General features: G+C 55.1%; 10 protein-coding genes. 8 read left to right on the top strand and 2 right to left on the bottom strand.

Going from position 1 to position 12,348, the window contains the following annotated elements; translation table 11 throughout:
* Positions 1-57 precede the first annotated feature (57 nt).
* Complete coding sequence (speB, locus tag AC6I8W_RS16965) at positions 58-978, top strand: agmatinase (protein WP_313683609.1); 921 nt, start codon at positions 58-60, stop codon at positions 976-978.
* A 35-nt stretch (positions 979-1,013) separates the two neighbouring features.
* Positions 1,014-1,424 (top strand): YidB family protein, encoded by a 411-nt coding sequence (locus AC6I8W_RS16960; RefSeq protein ID WP_497838217.1) that lies wholly within the window; start codon positions 1,014-1,016, stop codon positions 1,422-1,424.
* A 44-nt stretch (positions 1,425-1,468) separates the two neighbouring features.
* Here the strand turns inward: AC6I8W_RS16960 and loiP are convergent, their stop codons facing one another.
* Positions 1,469-2,224: a metalloprotease LoiP gene (loiP, locus tag AC6I8W_RS16955; RefSeq protein ID WP_497835936.1), complete on the bottom strand. Its 756-nt coding sequence runs from the start codon at positions 2,222-2,224 to the stop codon at positions 1,469-1,471.
* 274 nt (positions 2,225-2,498) lie between these two features.
* Between loiP and tkt the strand changes: the two genes are divergently transcribed.
* The 6 genes from tkt (at position 2,499) to argO (ending at position 10,043) form a co-directional block, all read left to right on the top strand.
* The gene (tkt, locus tag AC6I8W_RS16950; RefSeq protein ID WP_497835935.1) at positions 2,499-4,490 is read left to right on the top strand and encodes a transketolase; all 1,992 of its coding nucleotides are present in this window, start codon (positions 2,499-2,501) and stop codon (positions 4,488-4,490) included.
* 267 nt (positions 4,491-4,757) lie between these two features.
* A complete protein-coding gene (gene epd / locus AC6I8W_RS16945; protein WP_208723671.1) occupies positions 4,758-5,777 on the top strand; it encodes an erythrose-4-phosphate dehydrogenase in 1,020 nt (339 codons plus the stop codon).
* Positions 5,778-5,828: 51 nt separating this feature from the next.
* Entirely contained in the window at positions 5,829-6,992 is a 1,164-nt protein-coding gene (gene pgk, locus AC6I8W_RS16940; protein WP_480365578.1) for a phosphoglycerate kinase, read from the top strand.
* 113 nt (positions 6,993-7,105) lie between these two features.
* Positions 7,106-8,185, top strand: a complete 1,080-nt coding sequence (gene fbaA / locus AC6I8W_RS16935) for a class II fructose-bisphosphate aldolase (RefSeq protein ID WP_480365574.1) — start codon at positions 7,106-7,108, stop codon at positions 8,183-8,185.
* Between the two features lie 188 nt (positions 8,186-8,373).
* Positions 8,374-9,249 (top strand): small-conductance mechanosensitive channel MscS, encoded by an 876-nt coding sequence (mscS, locus tag AC6I8W_RS16930; RefSeq protein ID WP_497835934.1) that lies wholly within the window; start codon positions 8,374-8,376, stop codon positions 9,247-9,249.
* Between the two features lie 170 nt (positions 9,250-9,419).
* A complete protein-coding gene (gene argO / locus AC6I8W_RS16925; protein WP_497835933.1) occupies positions 9,420-10,043 on the top strand; it encodes an arginine exporter ArgO in 624 nt (207 codons plus the stop codon).
* Here the strand turns inward: argO and AC6I8W_RS16920 are convergent.
* Complete coding sequence (locus AC6I8W_RS16920) at positions 10,022-12,298, bottom strand: FAD-dependent oxidoreductase (protein ID WP_497838216.1); 2,277 nt, start codon at positions 12,296-12,298, stop codon at positions 10,022-10,024. The genes argO and AC6I8W_RS16920 overlap by 22 nt on opposite strands.
* Positions 12,299-12,348 lie beyond the last annotated feature (50 nt).

Below are 12,348 nucleotides of genomic sequence, written 5' to 3'. Positions count from 1 at the left end.
TCATATTTCATCTATACCTTAATGTCACGCGGATTCAGGATCTCAAGAGGACGATTTATGTATAACACCCTCGGCAATCAGTACGATAACTCACTGGTTTCGAACGCCTTCGGTTTCATGCGTTTCCCGGTTAATTTCCAACCCTACGACAGCGATGCTGAGTGGGTCATCACCGGCGTACCTTTCGATGCCGCAACCTCGGGCCGTCCGGGCAGCCGTTTAGGGCCGGGAGCCATCCGTCAGATCTCCACCAACCTCGCCTGGGAAGGTTGCCGCTGGCCGTGGGATTTCGATCTGCGTCAGCGCCTGAACGTGGTGGATTGCGGCGATCTGGTGTATGCCTTTGGCGACTCGCAGGATCTGTCTGACAAACTCCAGGCCCATGCCGAGAAACTGCTGGCAAACGGCAAACGTATGTTGACGTTCGGTGGTGACCATTACGTCACGCTGCCGCTGTTGCGCGCCCATGCTAAACACTTTGGCAAAATGGCGTTGGTACATTTCGATGCGCACACTGACACCTACTCCAACGGTCCGACTTTTGACCATGGCACCATGTTCTTCACCGCGCCGAAAGAAGGTCTGATCGACCCTAATCACTCTGTGCAGATCGGTATCCGTACTGAGTTTGATAAGAGCCTCGGCTTTAACGTGCTGGATGCGGCACAGGTCAACGATCGCAGCGTCGACGACATCCTGGCCGAAGTGAAGCGTACTGTGGGCGACCTGCCGGTGTATCTGACCTTTGATATCGACTGTCTTGATCCGGCCCATGCGCCTGGCACTGGCACGCCGGTGATTGGCGGCCTGACCACCGATAAAGCCACCAAGCTGATTCGTGGTCTGCAAGGCATGAACATCGTCGGGATGGATCTGGTGGAAGTGGCACCGGGTTACGATCACGCCGATCTCACCTCGCTGGCCGCAGCTACGCTGGCGCTGGATATGCTGCACGTGCAGGCGGCGAATAAGGGCTAAACTTACTGACGGTCAATTAATCTTCGGAGGTCATGATGGGCTTACTGGATGATTTAGTCGGATCGTTAGAAGGCGGCCAGGGGCAGGGCAACCAGCTGGGCCAATTGCAGGCCATCTGGAGCTGGGTGCAAGAGCAGGGCGGTATTGAAGCGCTGCTGCACAAGTTTCAGCAGGGCGGGCTGGGCGAGGTGCTGGGTTCGTGGATTGGCACTGGCAATAATCAGCCGGTGGACAGTGGCGATATGCAGTCGGCGTTTGGTCAGCCGGAGTTACAGTCGTTAGCGGATAAGCTCGGCACCGATGTGCAGGGCGCGTCCGGTACGCTGGCGCTGCTGCTGCCGCAACTGATTGATAAGATGTCGCCGCAAGGCCAGTTGGATGAGCAGAGTTTGCATGATAACCAGCTGGATTTGGGGTCAATGGTCGATCAGCTGTTTAAACGTTAGGCAAGCTCTGGGAACGGCGCGATTAATCGCGCCATTCCTGCTTATTATTTCCCGTCGGCGGCAATGCGATCACGAATATGCTGCGCACGCGCTTCGGAATCGGGGTGTGAATCAAACATTGAACTCTGACGTCCCTGTTCCAGTTGAGCCAGTTTCTCGAAGCTGGTCGCCAGCCCTAGTGGATTGATGCCACGCTTCTTCAGCAGCTCATACGAATAATCATCCGCCTCTGATTCTTGCGTTTGTGAGAACTGCGCGTTCACCAGCTTCTCTCCCAGTTCCCCCAATTGTGACTGTGATAATGAACCGATCACTCCGCCCATCGATGTGGCTGCGGTGCGGGCTGCGGTGGTCGCGAAGGCCACCTGCATCGCTTTACGCGTATGACCCAGCGCAACGTGGCCCATTTCATGGCCCAGCACACCCTCAACCTCGTTATCGGTCATCATATCCATCAAGCCGCTGTAAACGCGGATACAGCCATTCGCCATCGCCCAGGCGTTAACATCTTTGGTCAGGTACACCTTATAGTTAGCGGGCACCCCGTTGATGTTGTCGCCCAGCGCCGCCCCGATTTTATTCAGGCGTTGCTGGTATTCGCTGTTCGCCGGGGCGAGCTGATTTTCTTTATCCATTTGCGCACAGGATTGATCGCTTAACTGCTTCACCTGATCGTCACTTAACGCATAAGCCTGATACGCCTGCGCTCCCGATTGCAGCAACGCATTGTTGTCGAGTCCTTCACAGCCACTGAGTAAAGCAGCTATGCCAAAGGCAATGATGGTCGGTTGGATCTTCATTTTAGAATCCTCAGAGTAACAAGGTAGTAAAAACAAACACCTGAACTTGATGCCGGTGTTTAAACGTTTTGTTTATAGCCTGCAAGTGCTTGGCTGGCTAGCAGACAGCAGCTGAATTGCAACCTCTGACCACCAGATTTAGCACCCCGTAGCATGTACTTTTGCCCCGATTTTCATGTACATTGATGTGCGACTTTTTCCTTGCTTCGCCTGATAGCTGATTAATTACAATAAGTTAGGAGCGGCGAAGTATTAATCCGACCTGGAGTAGAAAATGCCCTCTCGTAAAGAGCTTGCCAACGCCATTCGCGCGTTAAGTATGGATGCAGTACAGAAAGCCAAATCGGGACATCCGGGTGCCCCAATGGGCATGGCGGACATTGCCGAAGTTCTGTGGCGTGACTTCCTGAACCACAACCCGACAAATCCGCAATGGGCCGCGCGCGACCGCTTTGTGCTGTCTAACGGTCACGGTTCGATGCTGATTTACAGCCTGCTGCACCTCACTGGCTACGATCTGCCGATGAGCGAGCTGCAAAACTTCCGTCAGCTGCACTCCAAAACTCCAGGTCACCCGGAATACGGCTACACCGCAGGCGTCGAAACCACCACCGGCCCGCTGGGTCAGGGGATTGCCAACGCCGTGGGCTTCGCGATTGCCGAACGCACGCTGGCGGCCCAGTTCAACCGTCCGGGCCACGACATCGTGGACCACAACACTTACGTGTTTATGGGCGACGGCTGCATGATGGAAGGTATCTCACACGAGGTGTGCTCCATCGCCGGTACGCTGAAGCTGGGCAAACTGGTCGCCTTCTATGACGACAACGGTATCTCCATCGACGGTCACGTAGATGGCTGGTTCACCGACGACACCGCAAAACGCTTTGAAGCCTACGGCTGGCACGTGGTGCGCGGCGTGGACGGTCACGACGCTGACGCGATCAAAAAAGCGGTGGAAGAAGCCAAAGCGGTCAGCGACAAGCCGTCGCTGCTGATGTGCAAAACCATCATCGGTTTCGGTTCACCGAACAAAGCCGGTACGCACGACTCCCACGGCGCACCGCTGGGCGACGCCGAAGTGGCACTGACCCGCAAACAGCTGGGCTGGGACTACGCACCGTTTGAAATCCCGGCAGATATCTATGCTGAGTGGGATGCGAAAGAAGCGGGCCAGGCGAAAGAAGCGGCATGGAACGAGAAATTCGCGGCCTATGCGGCGGCACACCCGGAGCTGGCAGCGGAATTCAAACGCCGTACCAACAACGAACTGCCGGCCAACTGGGCGGAAGAGTCGCAGAAATTTGTTGAGCAGTTACAGGCGAACCCGGCGAAAATTGCCAGCCGTAAAGCGTCACAGAATGCCATCGAAGCCTTCGGCAAAATCCTGCCGGAATACCTCGGCGGTTCTGCGGACCTGGCACCGAGCAACCTGACCATGTGGTCCGGCTCGAAGCCGATCAACGAAGATGCGGCCGGTAACTACATCCATTACGGCGTGCGTGAGTTCGGTATGACCGCTATCGCCAACGGTATCGCGCTGCACGGTGGCTTCCTGCCGTACACCGCCACCTTCCTGATGTTCGTGGAGTATGCGCGTAACGCGGCGCGTATGGCGGCGCTGATGAAGATCCGTCAGATCATGGTGTATACCCATGACTCCATCGGTCTGGGCGAAGATGGCCCGACTCACCAGCCGGTTGAGCAGATGGCGAGCCTGCGTACCACCCCGAACATGAGCCTGTGGCGTCCGTGTGACCAGGTCGAGTCTGCGGTGGCGTGGAAATACGCCATCGAGCGTAAAGATGGCCCAAGTGCGCTGATTTTCTCGCGTCAGAACCTGGCGCAGCAGGATCGTACGGCCGAGCAGCTGGCAAACGTGGCACGCGGCGGTTATGTGCTGAAGGACTGTGCCGGTCAGCCGGAACTGATCCTGATCGCCACCGGTTCAGAAGTGGAACTGGCGACGGGTGCATACGACCAGCTGACCACCGAAGGCCACAAGGTACGCGTGGTTTCTATGCCGTCAACCGACGCTTTCGACAAACAGGATGCGGCTTACCGTGAATCCGTGCTGCCGAAAGCGGTGGCCGCACGCGTGGCTATCGAAGCGGGTATCGCGGACTATTGGTTCAAGTATACCGGTCTGAACGGTGCTATCGTCGGCATGACCAGCTTCGGTGAATCTGCTCCGGCAGAGAAGCTGTTCGAAGAGTTTGGTTTCACCGTGGCCAATGTGGTCGCGACCGCGAAATCCATTCTGTAATGCTTGCGGGCGGCCTGGTGGCCGCCCAATTATTCCTCCAGTAATAATCTTAAAATGGCTGATTTTGTGACGCAGATCCAATAATCAGCAGCGCAGTTGATCACAATCATTCCTGTTATTCCTTCCTTGCTTTATCCTAGCTGAACCGTTTCAGTTGTGGCGTAAAATCCGCTGACAACCACAGGTAATCGACAATAATTCCCTGTACAAAAGGGTGTGAAACGCTCAGGCTATCGGCACGTTTTTTCAGGTGTGGTTGAAGGAAAGATGACCGTTCGCATAGCTATAAATGGTTTTGGTCGTATCGGGCGTAATGTGCTGCGTGCGCTGTATGAAACAGGCCGCAGGGCGGAAATCACCGTGGTGGCGATTAACGAACTGGCAGAAGCCGTTGGTATGGCGCATCTGCTCAAGTACGACACCAGCCACGGACGTTTTGCCTTTGACGTGCGCCAGGAGCGCGACCAACTGTTTGTCGGTGACGATACCATTCGCATCCTGCATCAGGCCGATATCGCCACCCTGCCGTGGCAGGAACTGAATGTTGACATCGTGCTGGATTGCACCGGGGTTTACGGCAGCCGTGCCGATGGCGAAGCCCATTTGCAGGCAGGCGCGAAGAAGGTGTTGTTCTCGCATCCGGGCGGTAACGACCTGGATGCCACGGTAGTGTTCGGCGTGAACGAACAGGCTCTTAAACAAACTGACCGCATTGTTTCCAACGCATCCTGCACCACCAACTGTATTATTCCGGTGATAAAGTTGCTGGATGACGCCTTTGGCATTGAGTCAGGCACCGTGACTACTATCCACTCGGCGATGCACGATCAACAGGTGATCGACGCTTATCACAGCGATCTGCGTCGTACCCGTGCCGCCAGTCAATCGATCATTCCGGTGGATACGCGGCTGGCGGCGGGCATAACGCGCATTTTTCCGAAATTTAACGATCGCTTCGAAGCTATCGCGGTGCGTGTGCCAACCATCAATGTCACGGCCATTGATTTGAGCGTTTCGGTACGTCAGGCGGTGAAGGCGTGTGAGGTCAATGCCTTGCTGCAAAACGCATCAGAAGGGGCATTTCGTGGTATAGTTGACTATACGGAATTACCGTTAGTCTCAGTAGATTTCAACCATGATCCGCACAGTGCCATTGTGGATGGCACGCAAACGCGGGTCAGTGGTCACCACCTTATCAAAACCCTGGTTTGGTGTGACAACGAATGGGGCTTTGCTAACCGCATGCTCGACACAACGTTAGCAATGGCCGCAAGCGGTTTCAGGTAAGACGCGGTCTGCGTCTGGCAAAACTTATGAGAATCAACGAGAGGGTTCACCATGTCTGTAATTAAGATGACCGATCTGGATCTTGCTGGAAAACGTGTTCTGATCCGTGCCGATCTCAACGTACCAGTGAAAGAAGGGAAAGTGACGTCTGATGCACGTATCCGTGCTTCTCTGCCCACCATCGAAGCGGCGTTGAAACAGGGCGCGAAAGTGATGGTTACCTCTCACCTGGGTCGTCCGACCGAAGGTGAATACAACGAAGAGTTCTCCCTGCTGCCGGTTGTTAACTATCTGAAAGACAAGCTGAACGGCACCACAGTTACCCTGGCTAAAGATTACCTCGACGGCGTTGAAGTCGGTGCCGGTGAGCTGGTGGTACTGGAAAACGTGCGTTTCAACAAAGGCGAAAAGAAAGACGATGAAGCGCTGTCAAAAAAATACGCTGCCCTGTGCGACGTGTTTGTGATGGACGCATTCGGTACTGCCCACCGCGCGCAGGCGTCAACGCACGGCGTGGGCAAGTTCGCTCCGATCGCTTGTGCCGGTCCGCTGCTCTCTGCTGAGCTGGAAGCACTGGGTAAAGTGATGAGCAACCCGCAGCGTCCGCTGGTTGCCGTTGTCGGTGGTTCTAAAGTTTCAACCAAATTCGACGTGCTGCAATCGCTGGTGAAAATCGCGGACACCGTGATCGTCGGCGGCGGTATCGCTAACACCTTCGTGGCTATCGACAACAACGTCGGTAAATCTCTGTACGAGCCAGACTTCGTTGAAGCGGCTAAAGGTCTGCGCGACCAGTACGGCATCCCGGTTCCGACCGACTCCCGCGTGGGCACAGAATTCTCTGAAACCGCACCGGCAACCGTGAAAAAGGTTTCCGAAGTGGCGGATAACGAAGAAATTATGGACTTCGGCGATGAAACCGCACTGGCGATGGCGAAACTGCTGAAAGACGCAAAAACCATTCTGTGGAACGGCCCGGTTGGCGTGTTCGAATTCCCGAACTTCCGCAAAGGCACTGAAATCGTTGCTAACGCTATCGCGGACAGCGAAGCGTTCTCCGTAGCAGGCGGTGGTGACACCCTGGCAGCGATTGATCTGTTCGGTATCGAAGACAAGATCTCCTACATCTCTACCGGTGGTGGTGCATTCCTCGAGTTCGTGGAAGGTAAAAAACTGCCAGCCGTTGCCATGCTGGAAGAGCGCGCGAAGCAGTAATCATTTGGGGGCGGCGCTTTGGCGTCGCCTGAAGACTTGCCCTGACGCTATGGGGCATAAAATCCAGTCCCCCTCGATTCGGGGATGAACGGTAAACGAAACAGGACACAACCATGTCTAAAATTTTTGATTTCGTAAAACCCGGCGTTGTCACTGGTGATGACGTTCAGAAAATCTTCAAAGTGGCGAAAGAGAACAAATTCGCCCTGCCAGCAGTAAACTGCGTCGGCACAGATTCCATCAACGCAGTACTGGAAGCGGCAGCGAAAGTGAAATCGCCGGTCATCGTTCAGTTCTCCAATGGTGGTGCTGCCTTCATCGCGGGTAAAGGTTACAAAACCGACAAACCGCAGGGCGCGGCAATTGCTGGCGCTATCGCCGGTGCGCATCATGTGCATCTGATGGCTGAGCTGTATGGCGTGCCGGTCATCCTGCACACCGACCACTGCGCGAAAAAACTGCTGCCGTGGATCGACGGTCTGCTGGACGCAGGTGAAGCTCATTTCGCCAAAACCGGTAAACCGCTGTTCTCTTCTCACATGATCGACCTGTCTGAAGAGTCACTGCATGAAAACATCGAGATCTCCAGCAAATATCTGGCGCGTATGGCGAAACTGGATATGACCCTGGAAATCGAACTGGGCTGCACCGGCGGCGAAGAAGATGGTGTGGACAACAGCCACATGGACGCTTCTGCCCTGTACACCCAGCCGGAAGACGTGGATTACGCGTACACCGAGCTGAGCAAAATCAGCCCGCGTTTCACCATCGCGGCATCCTTTGGTAACGTGCACGGCGTGTACAAGCCGGGTAACGTCAAGCTGACCCCGACCATTCTGCGCGATTCTCAGGAATATGTTTCTAAGAAACACAACCTGCCGCACAACTCGCTGGATTTCGTATTCCACGGTGGTTCCGGTTCTTCTGCTGCGGAAATCGAAGAATCTATCAGCTACGGCGTGATCAAGATGAACATCGATACCGACACCCAATGGGCGACCTGGGACGGTATTCTGCAGTACTACAAAAAGAACGAAGACTATCTGCAAGGTCAATTGGGTAACCCGAACGGCGTAGATAGCCCGAACAAGAAATACTACGATCCGCGTGTATGGCTGCGTTCTGCCCAGGCATCTATGGTGGTTCGTCTGGAACAGGCTTTCAAAGAGCTTAACGCTATCGACGTGCTGTAATTTTTCCTTACAGTACAAAAAAGGCCCGAAAGGGCCTTTTTTTATGCATTATTTTCGGATTATTCAGTAAATTCTGACCATCTTTGGCGCTGGCTCCCATTATTGTTTACCCTTGTACGCGGGAGTGTCGGATTCATTCTGGCAGTTTTTGTTCTTTCCTGCGGGAAACTCAACAACAGGGCTAACAAATGGAAGATTTAAATGTCGTTGACGGCATTAACAACGCGGGTGGATGGCTGGTACGTAATCAGGAATTGATCCTGAGCTATGTCGTCAATATTGTGGCGGCGATTGCTATCATCATCATCGGGATGATTGTGGCACGTATCATTTCGAATGCGATCAACCGGGTGCTGGTGGCGCGTCATATTGATGCTACCGTGGCTGACTTCCTGTCAGCGCTGGTGCGCTACGGCATTATCGCCTTTACCATTATTGCGGCGCTGGGACGCGTGGGCGTGCAGACCGCCTCGGTGATCGCCGTTCTGGGTGCCGCAGGTCTGGCCGTAGGTCTGGCATTGCAGGGATCGCTCTCCAACCTCGCTGCTGGCGTTCTGCTGGTGACTTTCCGTCCGTTCCGTACCGGCGAGTTTGTTGATCTCGGTGGCGTGATGGGTACGGTACAGAACGTGCAGATCTTCTCCACCACCCTGAAAAGCGCCGATGGTAAAATTGTGGTGGTACCGAACGGCAAAATCATTGCCGGTAATATCGTGAACTACTCTCGTGAGCCGATTCGCCGTAACGAATTTATTATCGGCGTGGCCTACGATGCGGATGTTGATCAGGTGATTAGCTTACTGAAAGAGGTCACCGAAGCCGACGAGCGTGTGCTGAAGGATATGGGTATCCAGATTGGTCTGAACGAACTGGCGGCCTCTTCGCTCAACTTCGTGGTGCGTTGCTGGAGCAAAAGCAGCGACCTGCAAAACGTCTACTGGGACCTGCTGAAGAACTACAAGCGCACGCTGGACGCGCATGGTATCGGCATCCCTTATCCGCAGATGGATGTGCATTTCCATCCGGTGAAAAATGAAGCTGCGTTAGCCGAGCGCGCTGAATAATCACCCTTACGTAGCGGCGCGATTTATCGCGCGTGGTTTGAAAAGACGTGCGATAAATCGTGCTGCTACGATATCATTTTTGCTAATGACCTATTAAATTTTTCAATTTCCTCTAATGTAAGTGCCTCTCTATACTTCACGTCATCGCCACTGTTGATGGAAAAATTCCCGTGTTATCTGTTTATTTACAAGGGCTTGCTCTTGGGGCTTCGCTTATTCTGCCGTTGGGACCGCAAAACGCATTCGTTATGAACCAGGGCATCAAGCGCCATTATCATTTGATGACGGCGGCGCTCTGTACCCTGAGTGATATTGCTTTGATTTGTGGCGGTATTTTTGGCGGCAGCGCCTTGCTGCATCAGTCGCCAGTGCTGCTGATGCTCATCACCTGGACTGGCGTGGCATTCCTGGCCTGGTATGGCTGGGGAGCGCTGCGTAATGCCTGGCAGGGGGATGTATCGCTGGCATCGGCGGAAGTGATGAAACAGGGACGCTGGCGCATTATCGCTACCATACTGGCGGTGACCTGGCTCAACCCCCATGTTTACATCGATACTTTTGTCGTGCTGGGGAGCCTCGGTGGGCAGTTGCCGTCTGAAGAGGCACGGCGCTGGTTTGCGCTTGGCAGCGTCAGCGCCTCGATTATCTGGTTCTTTGGCCTGGCGTTACTGGCCGCGTGGCTGTCACCCCGACTGCGTACCGTACAGGCGCAGCGTATCATCAACCTGCTGGTAGGCGCGGTGATGTGGGTGATTGCTTTCCAACTGGCGCGTCAGGGCATTGCCAACTGGTGATGTAAATGCAGACCATACAGCGCGGGCAGTGCGCCCGCGGTGCCAGGCAACTCAAGACGGATCTGGCGGAAGCTCACTCCCTGGGGTAAGGCATGATGGCAAAGTGAGTGGTGGTTATCGTTCACTTCGGCCAACAACATCTCATCCAGCCATACGCGGTAATGGGTGGTGCAATGCGGCGTGACCGCCTGCGCGTGGCCCATTTGTACTGTCTCCATGGCATGGTCAAAATCGTTATCAAACAACAGGGTGAGCTGGCTGGCCTGCTGCGGTTGCGGCCACTGCCAGCTCACCAGCGGTGCGGCATCATCCACTGCTGGCACCCAGCAGTTGGTATGACTTTCCGGCCGCAGCTTGCCATTCAGCAGATAGTCGCGGTGCCACAGTTGCAACGGTGTCTCAAGGGCAAAGGCGATGAGAATCTGCTGTGGTGCGCGGCGCGGTAGCCAGAAATCAAACTCATCGACACCATAATCGCCATCATTAAGCTGACGGGTACGTTTCGCCACCCGTGGATTCAGGCTGTTAAACACCATCATAATACCCGGTAGGCGTTGATTGGTCAGGGCAATCTCAATCGCCGGGTTCTCGTCGAAGGCTATCATCAGGTAACGATCGCCGTCAGCGCGATACGCAAAATCCAGCCGATATTCACCCTGATCGCTCACCTTCAGCGTCTGACTGGTCAGATATCGGTCGCCACAAGTATTGGCCGGATTGTCGCTGGTCAGCAGCGCTACCTGCAACGACTGTTGTTGTGCCGCCCGCAGATACACCTTCAGTGCGGGCAAACGCTCTCCGGCTTTCAATGGCAGCAACAGCGCGCAACGTGATGCCAGTGGCTGCCAGCCGCCATCTGCGGGCAGGGTACTGAGTTGAAGCGTGCTGCTGACCTGCACCTTTGCTGGGCCGGACGGACTGATCAGCCGTTGGCGCGGAATATAAGCCCCATAACGCAGCAGATGCTGCTGCAACTGCCCGATATGTTCAGCAGCGGCCAGCTCGGCTGGGGTGAGATGTTGTTGTTGGCATAACGCGGCGGCACGGCCCACCGCTTCACCGAGTACGCCGCAGGTACACATCACGCGTGCGCTACCAAAGGCCACATGAGTGGCGGAGATCAGCCGACCGGTGAGCAGCAGGTTATCCAGCGACTGGCTGTACAAGGCGCGGAATGGGATGGTGTAGGTGCCTTTGCTGTGAAACTGACGACAGCCATCATGTTCGCTGTAGACGCCATCCGCGGGGTGCAGATCAATCGACCAGCCGCCATAGGCCACGGCATCATAATGATCGCGTTGTTCGACAATATCCTGCTGGCACAGCAACGTATCGCCGAGAAAGCGGCGACTTTCACGTTTACCGGGGATCAGACCGACCCACTCGATGGTCAGGTTTTCGGCATCGGGAAATTCACCGGAATTCTTGATGTAATCCCACACTCCCCAGACGATTTTCCACAGTTCCCATTTGATGGTTTCACTCTCATGCACCGTGTCGAGCCGTCCTCCCCATTCCAGCCACCACAGGTCGCAGCCGTTCAGTTCTGAGGTCAGGCGTCTATAGCGCGGGATGGCCTGGATATCCTTCAGGGCAAAGCTGGGAGGGATAAAACGCACGGGTGTGGCGGTACGTTTGGTGTAGAAGTAGATGGAGTGGCCAAGTTTGTGGCCGAAATGCTCGCCGGGTGCCATTTTTTCGCCAAATTCCGCCACGGATTCCGCACCGACACGGTGAGCGGCTCCGGCCAGATAACCCAGTACCCCGTCACCACTGGCATCGATAAACTGTTGGGCCGTAACCCGATAGCGCGTCTGGTTGATAGCGTTAAAGGCATGTACCGCCTGCAACTGGCGATCTGATTTCTCGATATCACTGACGGTGGTATTCAAAAGCAACGTCAGGCCGGGTTGTGCCTGGACGAGATCCAGCAGCACCAGATCAAACAGCACCGGGTTGCCTTCTTTGTTGCGCCACAGGTTCTCCTCCATGATCTCGCCCATGATGCCGCCTTCACGCGCCCAGCGATTGTTGTTGCCCATGTGCGAGGTGGCACCATTGGCCCATAAGCGGACTTCACTGGAGGCATTGCCGCCCAGTACCGGGCGATCCTGAATCAGCACCACCGTCATGCCATCACGTGCTGCGGCCAGCGCCGCGCAGACACCGGCCAGACCGCCACCGGCAACCAACACATCGGCCTGCAAAGGTTGCAGGGGAAATTGGCGTGCATCCTGAGAGGAGAAAATTTGCATCATTTCATTCCTGTAACTCTGACGCTAAGATTAAATTTTTGACCGCCACA

Source organism: Pantoea sp. X-Soil-TKNS-1211 (assembly GCF_059730495.1).
The sequence above is the reverse complement of the archived record's forward strand: the minus strand, read 5'-3'. Positions and strand labels throughout refer to the sequence as shown.

Coding starts and splice junctions, on each gene's coding strand:
- fbaA (WP_480365574.1), top strand. CDS start 7,106: ATGTCTAAAATTTTTGATTTCGTAAAACCCGGCGTTGTCACTGGTGAT.
- pgk (WP_480365578.1), top strand. CDS start 5,829: ATGTCTGTAATTAAGATGACCGATCTGGATCTTGCTGGAAAACGTGTT.
- AC6I8W_RS16960 (WP_497838217.1), top strand. CDS start 1,014: ATGGGCTTACTGGATGATTTAGTCGGATCGTTAGAAGGCGGCCAGGGG.
- epd (WP_208723671.1), top strand. CDS start 4,758: ATGACCGTTCGCATAGCTATAAATGGTTTTGGTCGTATCGGGCGTAAT.
- AC6I8W_RS16920 (WP_497838216.1), bottom strand. CDS start 12,298: ATGCAAATTTTCTCCTCTCAGGATGCACGCCAATTTCCCCTGCAACCT.
- speB (WP_313683609.1), top strand. CDS start 58: ATGTATAACACCCTCGGCAATCAGTACGATAACTCACTGGTTTCGAAC.
- loiP (WP_497835936.1), bottom strand. CDS start 2,224: ATGAAGATCCAACCGACCATCATTGCCTTTGGCATAGCTGCTTTACTC.
- mscS (WP_497835934.1), top strand. CDS start 8,374: ATGGAAGATTTAAATGTCGTTGACGGCATTAACAACGCGGGTGGATGG.
- tkt (WP_497835935.1), top strand. CDS start 2,499: ATGCCCTCTCGTAAAGAGCTTGCCAACGCCATTCGCGCGTTAAGTATG.